Raw genomic sequence first — 16,167 nt, 5'->3', positions numbered from 1 at the left:
GTAAATCATGGCTAAAACACTGGATAAAGTGGACGTTGTGACGGTCGGTGTCGGTTGGACCGGAGGTATTGTCGCAGCCGAATGTGCGAAAGCGGGATTAAAAGTTGTCGGTCTGGAAAGAGGACGAAAAAGAGGAACGGAAGATTATTTGCGAATACATGATGAATATAGATATGCGATCCGTTATGAATTAATGCAAGATTTGTCGAAGGAAACAATTACGTTTAGAAACACTCGTAAAGAGCGTGCGCTTCCAATGCGGCAAATGGGTTCATTTCTGCTTGGTGAAGGGCTTGGCGGTTCTGGCACTCACTGGAACGGCTGGACGTTCAGATTCCTTCCATACGACTTTGAAATTAAGTCACAGACGGAAAAGAAGTACGGAAAAAACAAGATTAAGGAAGGCTTTCAGCTTCAGGATTGGGGCATTACATATGACGAAATTGAACCATATTACGATCAATTTGAAAAGACTGCCGGCATTTCGGGTGAAGCCAATCCACTTGGAGGAAAAAGGAAAAATGAATACCCGACACCACCGATGAAAATGACGCCAATTCTGGAGAAATTCAAAAAAGCGACAACAGATAAAGGATATAATCCGTACATGATGCCATCGGGAAATTTGTCGGAGACTTATAAAAACCCGGATGGCGAGACCATCTATGCATGCCAATATTGCGGTTTTTGTGAAAGGTTTGGATGTGAATACGGGGCGAAATCCACTCCGGAAGTAACGGTTGTTCCAACAGCCGTAAAGACAGGAAATTTTGAAGTAAGGACAAATTCCAATGTTGTGGAAGTTTTGAAACAAGGGGATAAAGTGACGGGTGTCAGATATATCGATACTTTGACAAAGGAAGAGTTTATCCAGCCAGCCGAAACGGTTGTACTGACAAGTTATGTGCTTAACAATGCGAAGCTTCTCATGATATCTGATATTGGGACACCATATGATCCGGATACGGGAAGGGGGACACTTGGAAAAAATTATTGTTATCAGATCAACGCGGGTGCAACCGGATTTTTCGATGAACAAATGAACACGTTTATGGGAGCCGGTGCGCTAGGCATGTATATGGATGACTTTAATGGCGATAATTTTGACCATTCAAAAGAAGACTTTTTGCACGGGGCGGGAATTTGGATTGTACAATCGGGCACAAGACCCATATCCAGCAACCCGGTTCCGCCGGATGTTCCCTTGTGGGGAGAGGAGTTCAAAAAAGCCTCGATCCATTATTACACGAGGACACTGTTTGTCGGCGGTCAGGGAGCAACGCTTCCCCACCGGGAAAATTATCTATCATTGGACACGACGTACAAGGATGCCTTTGGCCTGCCATTATTGCAGATGACTTATAATTTTACGGACCAGGATCGCGCGCTCCATCAATTTGCGACGGATCGGTCTGCAGAAATTATAAAGGAAATGGGCGCGAAGGAAGTTGTTCCTTCAAATGCGATTTCCGATTATGACATCGTTCCTTATCAAACGACGCATAATACAGGCGGAACGATCATGGGTTCTGATCCTGATACGAGTGTCGTCAATAATTATTTGCAACATTGGGATGCGGATAATCTGTTTGTTGTCGGTGCCGGCAATTTTCCGCATAATAGCGGATATAATCCGACAGGGACAGTTGGCGCACTGGCTTATCGCTGTGCGGAAGGCGTTATCAAATACAGTAAAAACGGAGGAAGCCTAGTATAACGTTAGGAGGTGGCTTTAATGGGAGTAGCACAAATTGGCATACCCGGCCTTATCATTATTTTGGTGATCGTTCTCATCATTTTTGGCCCAAAAAAACTACCTGAAATTGGCGGAGCGATGGGAAAAACACTTTCCGAATTTAAAAAGTCGACGCGGGAAATCATGGATGAGAACGAGACCCCGAAACAGGATAAGAAAAAGCAACTATGATGTAGAAGGTGTTTTTTTATGGGACCAGTAGTCAAACAAAAACGAAGATTCCTCAGTCCCTTGGATAAGCAGGCGGTTTCACCTAAAGGGACGGAACAACTGGATCAATCCTCTGGAGGGGGCATGGAGGCAAAAAAGAATACAGATTCGCTTGTGGAACACCTTAGTGATCTCCGCAAGCAATTCATAAAAAGCGGCATCGTATTTATGTTGTTTTTGATGGCTGTATTCTCAACAATCAACTGGTGGTTTCCGTACGTAACAAAAGAGAATGAGCTAGTTGTGTTTGGCCCGTTTCAAGTCGTGAAATTTTACACCTCCATTTGTGTAACACTGGCACTCGGGCTCTCTCTTCCTTTTCTTGTTCATTTTTTATGGCAGTTTGTCAAGCCGGGATTGAAGCCAAAGGAAATCAGATTTCTCGGCCTTTATTCACCTGCCATGTTTTTCCTGTTTATCGGCGGGGTAGCTTTCGGATATTTTATTGTGAATCCTTTAAGCTATCATTTTCTGATGAAGGTTGGGGCCATAAATTTTGATGTCATCGTTTCAGCTCAGGAATATATTCATTTTCTGATTATGACAACGATTCCGCTTGGATTTTTATTCGAATTGCCGATCATTGCCATGTTTTTGTCATCCATCGGTGTATTAACGAAAGAGAGGATGAAAATAGCCAGAAAATGGGCTTATTTAGTGATCGCCATTGTTTCGGCGCTAATAACGCCGCCCGATTTTGTCAGCCAATTAATGGTTCTCGTTCCCATGGCGCTTCTGTATGAAGCAAGCATTTATATCGTTGGAAAAATGGAGGCAAAAAGAAGCCGCGAGCATGTTGAATCCATTTAGGAATCCCTTTTACAAAGAGTGGATTCTTTTTTTTTTTTTGGCAAGAAGCTGCCGGCACTTTTGGCTTTAAAAAAAAAGAGACTTTTGAAGCTTTTGCTTCATAAATTTCCAGATTTATGGTCTGATTTGCTAAAAAACTCTTTCATTTCCAAAAATGTTGTTATATAATAAATACGATTTCATTAAATCTGATATATAACAATGCTGTTTTTTAGGAGGAGAGGGAATGGAGAAATATGTAAAAGTAGGCGGAATGCAGGTTGCTTCGGCTCTTTATGATTTCATTGAACAAGAGGCTTTGCCCCAGACGGGTGTAGACCATGGAGCATTTTGGAAAGGAATGGACCATATTTTTCGCGATCTTGCCCCCGTAAACAAACAATTACTCAAAAAACGTGAAACCTTGCAAAGGAAAATAGATGAATGGCATCAACAGCATGTCAATTCTTTCAGGTTAGAAGATTATAAGAAGTTTTTGAAGGAAATTGGGTACCTGGAGCCTGAGGTGGAAGATTTTCACATCACAACTGACAGTGTTGATGACGAAATTGCCGTACAGGCAGGACCGCAGCTCGTTGTACCTATCAATAACGCGAGATATGCCATTAATGCGGCCAATGCAAGGTGGGGGAGTTTGTATGATGCATTATATGGTACAGATGCGATCGATGAATCTAACGGTGCGGAGCGGACCGACACTTACAATCCGATTAGGGGACAAAGAGTAATCGCGTATGGAAAGGCATTTTTGGACCACGTGTTCCCCCTGGCTAAATCCTCTCATCAGGAGGCGGTAACATATGTTGTGGACGAAGGCGAGCTTATTGTCCGACTAAAAAATGGCGGTAAAGCACGACTGCAAGATGCAAGTCAATTTTTCGGCTTCCGTGGTAACATGGAACAACCAGAGGCAATTTTATTAAAAAATAACGGGCTGCATGTAGAAATACAAATTGACCATGATGATCCGATCGGAAAAACGGATGATGCCGGTGTCAAAGACTTGATTTTGGAATCGGCTCTGTCCACTATTATGGATTGTGAAGATTCAGTTGCTGCAGTGGATGCAAAAGATAAAGTGCTTGTCTACAGAAACTGGCTTGGCCTGATGAAAGGAACACTCACTTCCACTTTTTCAAAAAATGGAAAAACCGTCCAGCGTTCACTTAGTGATGATCGAACATATACATCATCTGAGGGTACAAACATTCGCTTGAAAGGCCGCTCATTGCAGCTCATTCGCAACGTTGGCCATTTAATGACAACACCCGCGATTCTTGATGAAAACGGGGAAGAAGTTCCGGAAGGCATTCTTGATACGATTGTAACGAGTTTAATTGCGAAGCATGATTTACTTGGCAATACAGTAAAGAAAAATTCAGAAAAAGGCTCGATATACATCGTTAAGCCGAAAATGCATGGATCTGAGGAAGTTGCTTTCGCCAATACATTGTTTGACCGCGTCGAGGATCTTCTTGGTTTAGAACGAAACTCTATAAAAATGGGCGTAATGGATGAAGAAAGACGGACATCGTTAAATCTAAAAGCCTGTATTAAACAGGTGCGTGACCGTATCGTCTTTATCAATACCGGGTTTCTTGACAGAACAGGCGATGAAATCCATACTTCCATGGAAGCTGGGGTCATGATCCGGAAAAATGACATGAAACACTCCACATGGCTGAGTGCATATGAAAAATCAAATGTTTTGATAGGGCTTGCAACTGGACTTCCAGGCAAAGCTCAAATTGGAAAAGGCATGTGGGCAATGCCTGACAAAATGAAAGATATGCTTGAACAAAAAATTGCCCATGTCAAAGCCGGGGCAAATACGGCGTGGGTTCCTTCACCGACAGCGGCGACATTGCATGCGCTCCATTATCATCAAGCAAATGTAAAAGAAGTACAAAAGAAGCTTTACAAGAAAACAGCGGATATGAAAGATGATTTATTGAAAATTCCTTTGCAGCACATACCAAACTGGAGCAATGAAGAAATTCAGGAAGAACTGGACAATAACGCCCAAGGCATACTGGGGTATGTTGTCCGCTGGGTTGAACAAGGCGTGGGCTGTTCCAAAGTACCTGATATTCATAATATCGGCCTAATGGAAGACCGGGCCACCTTGAGAATTTCAAGCCAACATATGGCCAACTGGCTTCATCATGGCATCTGTACGAAAGAGCAAGTGTTGGAAACAATGAAACGAATGGCAAAAGTGGTTGATGAACAAAATGCTGGCGATCCAAACTATATACCGATGTCCGAAAACTATGACGAATCCGTCGCATTTCAAGCGGCTTGTGAACTCGTATTAGAAGGTAAACATCAGCCAAACGGCTATACGGAACCAATCTTGCATCGGCGCCGATTGGAATTCAAGAAGAAACGGGCTTTGAACAGGGCATAAGGCAAGCAGTCAAGCTCATTTTGCTATATTGAGTAAAAGAGAAAATTTTTCAAAATAATTGTTATATAACACTTGATAAATATTTGTGTCTGTTATATATTAATAACAACAAATCATAAGAAGGTGACAATATGCAAACAAACCAATCAGCTGGAAGAATCTTTATTGACGAATGGGTGATGGAAAGATTAGTCATGGGAAAATCAATCGAAGATATGAACGGAACTACATTTATATATGGAAACGAATTATTAACACTCAAGAAAAAGGCTGATGGTTCGTTTGTGGTCGTACCGCAAAAAGCGCCGGAGGTGGTCGTTTTGGAAAAACCACATACAGAAGTTGAGATTTGTCCCAAGTGTGGAACAGAATACTCTTCTTTTAAGGAATCCTTGCAATGCTGCGCTGATATTGATTAATTTTTTTGCTTATAGTGTTATATAACATATTGTGTTATTAGAATTCAGATATACAACAGGTTGAGTGATTGATAGATTGGCTTAAAGCCAATCTACTCATGATAAAAAAATATGAATTGAATGGGAGAGAAAAGAATGTCCACAAGAGAGGAACAAATTCGCCAAATCGAAGAAAGTTGGAAAACGGATCGCTGGAGAGGGATTGAACGGCCGTATTCGGCAGCCGATGTTGTAAAGCTTCGCGGCTCGGTCGTTGTGGAACATACATTGGCGCGCATGGGAGCAGAGAGGTTGTGGAAACTCATTAATGAAGAGGACTACATCAACGCACTTGGCGCATTAACAGGAAATCAGGCGATGCAGCAGGTAAAAGCGGGTTTGAAAGCCATTTACTTAAGCGGATGGCAAGTGGCCGCAGATGCGAACTTGGCTGGCCATATGTATCCGGACCAAAGCTTATATCCCGCCAACAGCGTGCCGCAGGTTGTCAAACGCATTAATCAAACATTGCAGCGTGCCGATCAAATCCAGCAAGCGGAAGGGAAGGGAGACACATACTGGTTTGCGCCGATAGTCGCGGATATGGAGGCAGGTTTTGGCGGGCCGTTAAATGTATTCGAATTGACCAAAGCAATGATTGAAGCCGGTGCGGGAGGCGTTCATCTTGAAGACCAGCTTGCATCCGAAAAGAAATGTGGCCATCTTGGAGGAAAAGTGCTTCAGCCCACCCAAACAGCCATCAAGCATTTGATTGCCGCAAGACTTGCTGCAGATATCATGGATATCCCTACTGTCATAGTTGCACGCACAGATGCCAATGCAGCGAACTTGCTGACAAGTGATGTTGACCCTTACGATCATCCATTTTTAACAGGAGAAAGGAGTCCAGAAGGGTTTTACTATACGAAGCCGGGGCTGGATCAGGCCATTTCCAGGGGACTTGCGTATGCTCCATATGCCGATCTTATTTGGTGTGAAACAGCCGAACCTGATATGGATGAAGCAAGACGATTTGCCGAAGCGATCCATGAAAAGTATCCCGGAAAACTTCTCGCGTACAACTGCTCACCATCATTTAACTGGAAGAGCAAGCTAACGGATAAGGAAATTGCCAGCTTCCAGCAAGAGTTGGGTAAAATGGGTTACAAATTCCAATTTGTTACGCTGGCCGGGTTTCACTCTCTTAACCACAGCATGTTTGAGCTTGCCAAAGGATATAAAGAAACAGGAATGGCTGCATACTCCAAACTGCAACAGGCCGAATTTGCTTCCGAATCTGACGGATATACGGCAACTCGCCACCAGCGTGAAGTCGGAACAGGTTATTTCGATGAAGTATCTCTCGTCATTTCGGGCGGAAAGTCTTCCACAACAGCGTTGGCTGGATCGACAGAAGCCGCGCAATTTTAGTAAAGAAAATGCATATGCCTTGGCAAGGATTGTTCCTGCCGGGGCATATTGTTTATTGTAATCGATAAAATAATATGTTATAAAAAGGGTACGACATAAGTAAAATAAAAAGGACCGCAAGTGTTGCCGACACTTGCGGCCTCGTACAATAGCCGCCCTTTCAAGAGCGGCCGGCTCAGATTGTCTACATGAAATAGACCGATCCCCTAAACTTGTCGAGGGCTCAAGGGAGGTCTATTTCTTTTTGTCTTCAGACAGTATCGCGATCAAAGCGCCGAAAGCAATCATAAGTGACAGCGCTTCAAATACCGTCAATGGCATCACCCCCTTTCACCGGGAGTGAGCCAGACCACCCTTGAGAGAGCCTTCTTCTATTGTACAATCAAAGTATATCATAGCTCCTGCTCATGAAGAATCATTTTTGTGAATATTTCGTTTTTGAAAAATCCAGCTGAACAATAAACAGTATGTAGACAGGAGTTCTTCGGATAAATTGTAAAAAGAGGCGGTGTTTCCGAAGCAGTTATTTCAGCCTGTTTTACAGGGAATAAATCCAATCTTGCCGTAAATGCAATCGTAACGTACAGAATCATCCCCAACATTTTTTAAGAAGCCCCAAATAAGGACACACACCCATTAGGGTATACTTGGCATTGCCTGCTACATGTGTCCTTAGAGGGATTATGGATGTTTTGAAAAGGGTTATCTAGAAAATTGCGGATGGGCAACTGAAAAAAAGCATTTGGCACATGAACCATCACGTTAAAAAAGCGTCCATTCTTTCTGGCCTTTCATTCACAATTATTTTCACATGTCAAAAACAATTCTCAAAGCAACAATAAATAGGAAAGCCCAAACTGTTTCAATCAACTCATTGTTGGAAATTGCCTGTTTAGCTTTCTTGAGGATCTTCTTGATAAAAGTAGTTAGGGGTTAAAATTTCGTTGTTATAAGGTTTATGAAAAATATGAGTCGTTGCTGGAGATATTGGTGGAATAAGCCATGTCCAATCCCCGGTGACCGGGCGTCCGCTTTTTATTTCGTTTTCTTCAAATTGTTTCAATTGCTTGGCTGCCGTATGATGGTCGACAATCGTGACACCCGCTTTTTCATAAGAATGCAACACCGCGATATTTAATTCAATTAAAGCTTTGTCCATCCATAATGATCGGTTGGACTGAATATCCAAGCCCATGATTTCCGCCACTTTTGGCAGTAAATGATAACGGTCTTCATCCGCCAAGTTTCTTGCTCCAATTTCGGTCCCCATATACCAACCATTAAACGGAGCCAGCGGATAATCAATTCCGCCTATCTCTAAACGCATATCTGAAATAATGGGAACAGCGTACCACCTTATATCCAGCTTGCTAAAACCAGTAAGCTCCGGGTGAGTTATTGGAACTTCTTTCACCATTTCCTTGGGAATCTCATATAGCTTTGGTTCTTCCCCATATTCTTGAACGACAAGCGGGAGAATATCGAAGGGGGTTTTGTTTCCTCGCCACCCCATTTTTTCGCACATGTTGGTCAATTTGATAGACGTTGAATCTCCAATTACTTGATCGCCTTCTTTGTATCCGGCATAACGTATTAATTGATGGTTCCAAACTCTGATTGGATCTTTTCCGTTTTTTCGGGGCGCAAAGATCGTGATAGTAGGCCTGATTTTCCCATTATTTGTAGCATATTCAATATGTTTTATTAATGTTTTATAGGCGTCGTCTGCTGTTTGTACATGCCGCGCATCAAAAACATGCAGCCTATTCCAGAGCAATCGCCCTATACAGCGATTACTATTTCGCCACGCCATTTTGGCTCCGTGTTCTAATTCAAAAGTCTTGTGAACATAAGTTCCGGTAGCGTTTATTTCATTTTTTATTTCCTCAATTCGTTTCAATTGCTTTTCTTTAGAAATCCCAAGTTCACTGTAACAATTATTTATAAAGTGGGCTGCTTCCATGAGTAATTGATGTGTTTTCACATGCTGAATCATTCATATCAACTCCATACATCTAGTTAGTTTATCACTAATACATGATTGCAGTACTTAAATAACATGCATATTTAGTGAACTTTTTATTCGATAGATATGACTGGGAAGATCCTTTTTTACATAAATAAAGTGCAAAGTTATGTATTATTACGATTCATAATGGGGCGTCAGTTCAAGGCCTTAAAAATCGTTCACTTGCTTTTTATGTGATTTATACATGTTTTTAATGAGCACACGACGATCACGCACGGTTAAAAGAAAAGGTTTAAGAACTTCAGAACGGTAATGTGTGTGTTCATAAAGGTGAATTTCATGAGAATTGATGTTAAGATGAATTATCTATTGCAATTGTTTAATTACCAGAAGCGTTAGAACCGAAGCATCCTCAACAGTGATAGGCGCCTGATATATGAACTACTAGTGTGGCTAAAGTGGGACGTCTTATAAAGCTTCAAAAAAATCGTTCTTTGAATGGTTTGGTGGGAAGTAAGAGAAAGAAAGCTCTTGCTTTTATTTTTTTATGCTGATAGAATTTAACCAATCGAAAGTGTAAAATCACTGGTAGACGTTTGGTCGTTTTTCTAACGCATAAATGTTGATAATAAACACTTTCGAGCAAAGGGAGAAACCAGTGATCATAAAAATTCGAATAAGTTTTCCTTCGGGGCAGGGTGAAAATCCCTACCGGCGGTGATGAGATGATCTCTCTTAGCCCGTGACCCGTCTTGTGTCAAGACGGTGGATTTGGTGAAATTCCAAAGCCGACAGTGATAGTCTGGATGGGAGAAGGAAACTGGCGTTAGGACAAAACATGCTTGTAAGCATGCTTATTTTTCTATGGAAAAGCTTTGTCCAAACGTTAACTTTGCTGTTCTTTTAAGCCCCGAAACAAATCGTTTCGGGGCTTTTCCGTCGAGATCATGGTCATTTTGAAAGGAGGAGCCATGCCTGATAAAGAATTTTATATGAAATTGGCATTGCAGCTTGCCGAGTCTGTTATCGGACAAACAAGCCCGAACCCGCCCGTTGGTTGTGTCGTTGTAAAAGACGGCCGGATCATCGGTATGGGAGCGCATATGAAAGCCGGAGAGCCGCATGCAGAAGTAAATGCGCTTATGCAGGCGGGAGACAAGGCTGAAGGAGCCGATCTGTATGTTACACTTGAACCTTGTTCACATACGGGGAAAACGCCGCCATGCGCAAACCTGATCATTCGCAAAAAGATTAGAAATGTCTATATCGCGAGTATTGATCCGAACCCGCTTGTTGGAGGAAAAGGCGCAGACAAATTGCGCGATGCCGGAATTTTTGTTGAGGCGGGAATATGTGAAGATGTTTCCCGAACTTTGTATAAACACTATTTTCATTTTATCAAAACAAAAAAGCCGTTCGTCACATTGAAAACAGCTGTTACCTTCGACGGAAAAACAGCAGCTGCGAGCGGGAACAGCAAATGGATTACTTCAAAAGAGGCGCGGATGGATGTTCATGAATATCGCCATCGCCACGATGCGATTTTAATTGGTGTGAACACAGTCCTGGCCGATAACCCCCATCTCACCACTCGATTGCCCCAAGGTGGAATACATCCCATTCGAATTGTGTTAGATACCCTTTTAACCATACCTTTGCAAGCCAATATGCTTCATGATAGTGTCGCCCCAGTCATTGTTGTGTGCGGGAAAGGTGCTCAACAAAGCAGACAGGTTGCTCTTGAACAACTGGGTGTACAAGTAAAAAGAATGCCATCAGACATGATTCATATTGATTCACTGCTTACGTGGCTGGGAGAAGAACAAATTACTTCATTGTTTGTTGAAGGAGGAAGTACGGTCCATTCTTCTTTTATTCAGGCTCAGGCATTTCAAGAAATAATCATGTATATGGCGCCAAGGATATTATCTGATGATAAAGGCCGCCCAGTGTTTGGCGGAACGCCAAAAGAGCTGATAAAAGAAGGAACCCCCATCGCGTTCCAAGCGGTTGAAAAAGTAGGTCCCGACATTAAGATTATTGCTGTGCCAAAGGAAGGGGGAGAAGACGATATTTACCGGGATTGTTGAAGAAATTGGAACTGTTTCGAAGGTGGTACACGGTTCTACATCCTTTACGATCATGATTGCAGCCAAAACAGTGTTGCAAGATGTTCATTTAGGAGACAGTATCGCTGTCAATGGTGTATGTCTTACAGTTTCTAAGTTTGATGCCAATTCCTTTGCGGCCGACATCATGCCTGAAACGTATATGGCCACCGCCTTGAAAAAATTGCGGACTGGTTCGGTTGTCAACCTTGAACGGGCAATGAGAGCCGATGGCAGATTCGGAGGACATTTTGTGAGCGGCCACGTCGACGGCACAGGTACCATTATAGAGAAAAAGCGCAGTGAGAACGCGTTGTATGTAACGATTCAAGTACCCGATACATGTCATTCCTTTATTCATGATAAAGGTTCGATTGCCATTGATGGAACCTCATTGACCGTGTTTGGCGTGAAGGGAAACAACATTACTATTTCCCTCATTCCGCATACACAAACAGCAACCATTCTGGCCGAAAAAGCGGTTGGAGATCCAGTAAATATAGAATGTGACATGCTTGCAAAATATGTCTTTCATATGCTCAACAAAACAGGCCAATCAAACAGGGGTGTCACAATGGAAACCCTTGTCAACAATGGTTTTTTATAAATTCCGTATTTCAAGGGGAAAGTCGCTAGTAATCTGGACAAGTGACTAGTTATGTAAGTCAAGCCGCTACTACTTCAGAAAGTTGCTGGTAATTAGAGCCAAGCCGTTACTATTTCGTAAAAGTCGAAAGTAAATGAGTCAAGCCGCTACTATTTCAGAAAGTTGCTAGTAATTAGAGTCAAGCCGCTACTATTTTAGAAAGTTGCTGGTAATTAGAGTCAAGCCGCTACTATTTCGTAAAAGTCGAAAGTAAAAGAAGTCAAGTAGCTAGTATGCCAAAAAGGTCGCAAGGATTTTAAAAAAATTGCCAGTATTCCGATTTGTAGCATGTGTTTTTTGATCCCGCATATAAGGTGCCATATACACCCCTTCAAAATCTTGAGTGAATACAAAAGGTGGGAGCAAACGGCACCTAAATGCCCGATTGGTTCAACTAACATTCAGTAGGAGCCCTACTGAATGAAGTTTCACTTTATTTGATCAGTTCTGAATGGAGAAAGTATGGAGGTGAAAATATGTTTGCTGATATTGAAACTGCATTGGAAGAATTGAAAAAAGGAAAAATGATTATCGTTGTTGATGATGAGGATCGGGAAAATGAAGGGGATTTTGTTGCTCTCGCCGAAAAAGCGACCCCGGAAGTGATTAATTTTATGGCGAAACAGGGGCGAGGTCTTATCTGTACACCGATTACAAAAGAGTTGGCGGTCGATTTGAATTTGCCGAAAATGGTGCTTGAACATACAGATCCGCTCGGAACAGCCTTTACTGTCAGCATAGATCATATTTCCACCCATACAGGCATCAGCGCATTTGAGCGCTCTACAACGATATTAAAAATGCTTGAAGACGGCGCAAGACCTGCTGATTTTAACAGACCGGGCCACGTATTTCCCCTCGTAGCTGTGGACGGGGGAGTATTAAAGCGGCCGGGACATACGGAAGCTGCGGTGGATCTTGCTGTATTATGTGGTGCAAAGCCGGCGGGCGTTATTTGTGAAATTATGAATGACGATGGAACGATGGCACGTCTTACAGATCTTGAAAAGTTGGCCGGCCAATTTGGCTTGGTCATGATTACAATAAAAGATTTAATCATGTACAGGCTTTTTTCAGAATCGGAGATGAGCCGGGAAGCGGAGACGAAACTCCCTACGAAGTACGGAGATTTTAAGATGATCGGTTATGTAGATAAAACGGACGGGAAAGAACATGTGGCACTTGTAAAAGGGGATGTTTCTTCCGATTGGCCTATTATTGTCCGCTTGCATTCTGAATGTTTAACAGGGGATGTGTTCGGTTCATGCCGCTGCGACTGCGGCCCTCAACTAGAGGCTGCCCTAGAACGGATTTCTGAAGAGGAAAACGGTGTACTGCTTTATTTGCGCCAAGAAGGAAGAGGGATCGGGCTTGTCAATAAATTAAAAGCCTACCAATTGCAGGATGAAGGGTATGATACGGTACAGGCGAATGAAAAGCTCGGTTTCCCCGCCGACATGCGTGACTTTTCCATAGGAGCGCATATTTTAAAGGATCTTGGCGTCAAGCAGGTGCGGTTATTAACGAATAATCCAAGAAAGATATCGAGCTTGCGAGGATTGGGTTTGGACATTGTTGAGAGAATACCGATACAGTTGCCAACGAAAAGAGAGAACGAAAGATATTTAAAAACAAAAGCTGAGAAATTGGGTCATATGTTGCTATTCTAAGAAAAGGGAGAGGCTTAAATGAGTAAAGTTTTTGAAGGAAATCTTGTTGGGACAGGTTTGAAGATAGGCATTGTGACAGGCAGGTTCAACGAATTTATTACGGGAAAACTTCTTTCCGGTGCATTGGACGCGCTCAAACGGCACGGGGTTTCCGAAGGCGATGTTTCCATTGCTTGGGTCCCCGGTGCATTTGAAATTCCCTTAACGGCCAAAAAAATGGCCAAGACAAATGATTATGATGCCATTATTACGCTTGGCACAGTAATTCGCGGGGCGACACCCCATTTTGATTATGTAAGTGCAGAAGCGGCAAAAGGAGTTGCTAACGCCGCAATGGAATCTGGTACACCTGTTATTTTTGGGGTATTGACGACTGACACGATTGAACAGGCTATAGAGCGTGCCGGGACAAAAGCGGGAAACAAAGGATGGGAAGCGGCTGTCAGCGCTATTGAAATGGCTAATCTCTACAGCTCGATGGACATGTAGAATTTGAAAAAAGGCAGTGCCGCGCGGCACCGCCTTTTTTTAGATGAGAAGATTTGTCAGCTCCAAAATTACGGACAAGGAGCTTGACAGTGATCTCATTCATCTTTCTCTTCCATGGCTGACTTTAACGCATCCGCCAAACTGTTCCCAAACGATTCGTCATTTGAATATTTTTTTAAAAGCTGCCGCTCCTCTCTTTTTGACACGGCTTTTTTCTGTTTTTCCAGCTTTTCTACAATATTACAGCGGCGGCATTGAAAATAGGCACCCGCCTTCCCCTGGTGGATTTCCATTTTTTTGCGGCATTGCGGACAGCGGCGATTTGACAGTTTTGGGTCTTTCCGTTTTCGAAAGCCGCACGAGATGTCCGAGCAAACGAGCATCCGGCCGTCTTTTCTTTTCACTTCTTTCATAAGAGAGCCGCATTCCGGACATTTTGTCCCTGTCAAGTTATGTGCTTTATATTTTTTTTCGCTTTGTTTTATTTCTGTTACGATTCGTTTCGTTTGGTTTCTTATTTTTTGTAAAAATTCGCCTGGATTGCCTTTTCCGCGTGCAATGGCCTCAAGCTCGGCCTCCCACTTAGACGTCAATTCGGGTGATTTCAATTCGTCATTCACCAAATCAATCAGCTGTTTGCCCTTTGGAGTTGGATACAACCGGTTATTTTGGCGGTCAATGACTTCGGAACTTAAAAGCTTTTCGATAATGTCGGCTCTTGTTGCCGGTGTCCCCAAACCGTATTTCTCCATTCGGGCAAGTAAGTCCGATTCGTTAAACCGGGGAGGTGCTTCTGTCATATTTTCCTTCAACATGGCGTCGCGTACAGAGATTTTCTTACCAGGTTTGAGGACTGCCAAACTGTTGGAAGCTTCCGTAGGTTCATTGCCTTGCAAAATCACTTTAAAGCCGGGATCAACCGCAATGGTTTCTTGGACTGTAAAGAATTCCCCTTCAATATCAAATACTGCCCGCACCGATTCGAATCGGCAGATTGGATAAAAAAGAGTCAAAAATCTTGTGGCAATTAGTCCGTACAACTTTTTCTCATCCACAGAAAGATCATTCATGGAAGGTCTTTCTTCTGTCGGTATGATAGCGTGATGGTCGGTTACTTTTTCGTTATTAAAAACCCGTTTCGCCAATACGCTCCCACTATGTTTCCTTGCATGACGCACTTCTTCTTTATAAACGGATGAAAGAGCGGAGAGCCTTTCTGACATAGTACCGGCCAAATCCGTCGTTAGATAACGAGAATCAGTTCGTGGATACGTTACGAGTTTATGCTGCTCATAAAGGCTTTGCAAGACGTTGGACGTTTTTTTGGCGGAAAATCCATACCGTCTGTTGGCATCCCTTTGCAATTCTGTCAAATCATAGGGAAGGGGCTGCGGCTCTGTTTTTTCTTTTCGTTCGATCGTTTTCACGAGAGCCTGCTTGCCTTTTATTTTCTCGAAAATTTGTTTGGCCTGTTGTTCTGAAAAAATGTTTTTGTTGCCATTTGTTTCCCATATTGCTGTTAAGGTCCCGACATGGGCGTGAATGGTCCAATATGGTTTGGGAATAAAAGATTGGATCTCTTTTTCGCGGTCTAAGATCATGGCCAATGTTGGTGTTTGTACCCGACCGGCGGATAACGGATCTTCATATTTTGTCGTCAAGGCCCGGGTTGCGTTTAAGCCGATGAGCCAATCGGCTTCGGCACGACAAACCGCTGATTTGTATAGTGAATCATATTGTTTTGCGGGCTTCAACCGGCGAAAGCCTTCTTTGACCGCCCGGTCTGTATAGGACGATATCCATAATCTTTTAATTGGTTTATTCCACCGGATTCTTTCGATAATCCAGCGGGCGACAAGTTCACCTTCGCGTCCGGCATCCGTGGCGATAATCAGTTCTTTCATGTCTTTTCTTTTCGCGAGCCTCTCAATGCCTTTAAACTGGGCTGTTGTTTGTCTGATGACTTTTAAGCCCATTTTCTCTGGGATAATGGGCAAGTCTTCCATGCGCCAAGTTTTATATTTTGTATCATAGTCTTCAGGCATCTTCAATTCCACTAAATGTCCTAGTGCCCAAGTAATGACAAACTTTTCTCCTTCTATATAATGCTTTTGTTTTGTTTTACAGCCCAGAATACGCGCCAAATCGCGTGCTACGCTGGGCTTTTCCGCTAGTATGAGTGATTTCATTATGGTGCTCCCTTCGAACTTAAGGTTCATATCTTAGTATAACGATCAATAGACGAAAGATAAAATAGTTGATGGTATATA

Annotated in this window: 12 protein-coding genes and 1 riboswitch; of the genes, 10 read left to right on the top strand and 2 right to left on the bottom strand. The window is 42.8% G+C overall.

Features of this window, described 5'->3' with window-relative positions:
• The first annotated feature begins 7 nt into the window (after positions 1 to 7).
• From MHB50_RS12030 to aceA, 6 genes are all read left to right on the top strand, one after another.
• Positions 8 to 1,717, top strand: a complete 1,710-nt coding sequence (locus MHB50_RS12030; RefSeq protein WP_077112226.1) for a GMC family oxidoreductase — start codon at positions 8 to 10, stop codon at positions 1,715 to 1,717.
• A gap of 18 nt (positions 1,718 to 1,735) precedes the next feature.
• Positions 1,736 to 1,927 (top strand): twin-arginine translocase TatA/TatE family subunit, encoded by a 192-nt coding sequence (gene tatA, locus MHB50_RS12025; protein WP_077112228.1) that lies wholly within the window; start codon positions 1,736 to 1,738, stop codon positions 1,925 to 1,927.
• Positions 1,928 to 1,945: 18 nt separating this feature from the next.
• Positions 1,946 to 2,776, top strand: coding sequence for a twin-arginine translocase subunit TatC (tatC, locus tag MHB50_RS12020; protein ID WP_077112230.1), 831 nt, complete (start codon positions 1,946 to 1,948; stop codon positions 2,774 to 2,776).
• A 226-nt stretch (positions 2,777 to 3,002) separates the two neighbouring features.
• Positions 3,003 to 5,186 carry a malate synthase G gene (locus tag MHB50_RS12015; protein WP_340083837.1) on the top strand — a complete coding sequence of 728 codons (2,184 nt, stop codon included), beginning with the start codon at positions 3,003 to 3,005 and terminating at the stop codon, positions 5,184 to 5,186.
• Positions 5,187 to 5,317: 131 nt separating this feature from the next.
• Positions 5,318 to 5,605: a hypothetical protein gene (locus MHB50_RS12010; RefSeq protein ID WP_077112234.1), complete on the top strand. Its 288-nt coding sequence runs from the start codon at positions 5,318 to 5,320 to the stop codon at positions 5,603 to 5,605.
• Between the two features lie 135 nt (positions 5,606 to 5,740).
• Positions 5,741 to 7,015, top strand: a complete 1,275-nt coding sequence (aceA, locus tag MHB50_RS12005) for an isocitrate lyase (protein WP_077112235.1) — start codon at positions 5,741 to 5,743, stop codon at positions 7,013 to 7,015.
• Positions 7,016 to 7,907: 892 nt separating this feature from the next.
• Here the strand turns inward: aceA and MHB50_RS12000 are convergent.
• Complete coding sequence (locus tag MHB50_RS12000; protein ID WP_340083836.1) at positions 7,908 to 9,011, bottom strand: nitric oxide synthase oxygenase; 1,104 nt, start codon at positions 9,009 to 9,011, stop codon at positions 7,908 to 7,910.
• A 653-nt stretch (positions 9,012 to 9,664) separates the two neighbouring features.
• Positions 9,665 to 9,806: riboswitch (FMN riboswitch) on the top strand.
• Between the two features lie 149 nt (positions 9,807 to 9,955).
• On the opposite strand from MHB50_RS12000, the gene ribD reads away from it, so the two are divergent.
• The 4 genes from ribD to ribE (MHB50_RS11980) all read left to right on the top strand — a co-directional run bounded on the left by ribD (position 9,956) and on the right by ribE (MHB50_RS11980) (position 13,897).
• Positions 9,956 to 11,074, top strand: coding sequence for a bifunctional diaminohydroxyphosphoribosylaminopyrimidine deaminase/5-amino-6-(5-phosphoribosylamino)uracil reductase RibD (ribD, locus tag MHB50_RS11995; RefSeq protein WP_340083835.1), 1,119 nt, complete (start codon positions 9,956 to 9,958; stop codon positions 11,072 to 11,074).
• Complete coding sequence (ribE, locus tag MHB50_RS11990) at positions 11,055 to 11,699, top strand: riboflavin synthase (protein WP_205179264.1); 645 nt, start codon at positions 11,055 to 11,057, stop codon at positions 11,697 to 11,699. The genes ribD and ribE (MHB50_RS11990) overlap by 20 nt, the downstream gene beginning before the upstream one ends.
• 515 nt (positions 11,700 to 12,214) lie before the next feature.
• Positions 12,215 to 13,408 (top strand): bifunctional 3,4-dihydroxy-2-butanone-4-phosphate synthase/GTP cyclohydrolase II, encoded by a 1,194-nt coding sequence (locus MHB50_RS11985; RefSeq protein WP_205179257.1) that lies wholly within the window; start codon positions 12,215 to 12,217, stop codon positions 13,406 to 13,408.
• An 18-nt stretch (positions 13,409 to 13,426) separates the two neighbouring features.
• Positions 13,427 to 13,897: a 6,7-dimethyl-8-ribityllumazine synthase gene (gene ribE / locus MHB50_RS11980; protein ID WP_077112243.1), complete on the top strand. Its 471-nt coding sequence runs from the start codon at positions 13,427 to 13,429 to the stop codon at positions 13,895 to 13,897.
• Between the two features lie 95 nt (positions 13,898 to 13,992).
• On the opposite strand, the gene MHB50_RS11975 is transcribed toward ribE (MHB50_RS11980), so the two are convergent.
• Positions 13,993 to 16,086, bottom strand: a complete 2,094-nt coding sequence (locus tag MHB50_RS11975; RefSeq protein ID WP_205179256.1) for a DNA topoisomerase III — start codon at positions 16,084 to 16,086, stop codon at positions 13,993 to 13,995.
• Positions 16,087 to 16,167 lie beyond the last annotated feature (81 nt).

Origin of the sequence: Siminovitchia sp. FSL H7-0308, assembly GCF_037980985.1 — a bacterium.
GTDB lineage: Bacteria > Bacillota > Bacilli > Bacillales > Bacillaceae_C > Siminovitchia > Siminovitchia thermophila.
This window is presented reverse-complemented; position numbering and strand designations above follow the sequence as displayed.

Excerpts from the sequence above, each read along its gene's own strand:
- tatC (WP_077112230.1), top strand. The coding sequence starts at position 1,946 with ATGGGACCAGTAGTCAAACAAAAACGAAGATTCCTCAGTCCCTTGGAT.
- tatA (WP_077112228.1), top strand. The coding sequence starts at position 1,736 with ATGGGAGTAGCACAAATTGGCATACCCGGCCTTATCATTATTTTGGTG.
- MHB50_RS12030 (WP_077112226.1), top strand. The coding sequence starts at position 8 with ATGGCTAAAACACTGGATAAAGTGGACGTTGTGACGGTCGGTGTCGGT.
- MHB50_RS12015 (WP_340083837.1), top strand. The coding sequence starts at position 3,003 with ATGGAGAAATATGTAAAAGTAGGCGGAATGCAGGTTGCTTCGGCTCTT.
- MHB50_RS11975 (WP_205179256.1), bottom strand. The coding sequence starts at position 16,086 with ATGAAATCACTCATACTAGCGGAAAAGCCCAGCGTAGCACGCGATTTG.
- MHB50_RS12010 (WP_077112234.1), top strand. The coding sequence starts at position 5,318 with ATGCAAACAAACCAATCAGCTGGAAGAATCTTTATTGACGAATGGGTG.
- MHB50_RS12000 (WP_340083836.1), bottom strand. The coding sequence starts at position 9,011 with ATGATTCAGCATGTGAAAACACATCAATTACTCATGGAAGCAGCCCAC.
- ribE (WP_077112243.1), top strand. The coding sequence starts at position 13,427 with ATGAGTAAAGTTTTTGAAGGAAATCTTGTTGGGACAGGTTTGAAGATA.
- aceA (WP_077112235.1), top strand. The coding sequence starts at position 5,741 with ATGTCCACAAGAGAGGAACAAATTCGCCAAATCGAAGAAAGTTGGAAA.
- MHB50_RS11985 (WP_205179257.1), top strand. The coding sequence starts at position 12,215 with ATGTTTGCTGATATTGAAACTGCATTGGAAGAATTGAAAAAAGGAAAA.
- ribD (WP_340083835.1), top strand. The coding sequence starts at position 9,956 with ATGCCTGATAAAGAATTTTATATGAAATTGGCATTGCAGCTTGCCGAG.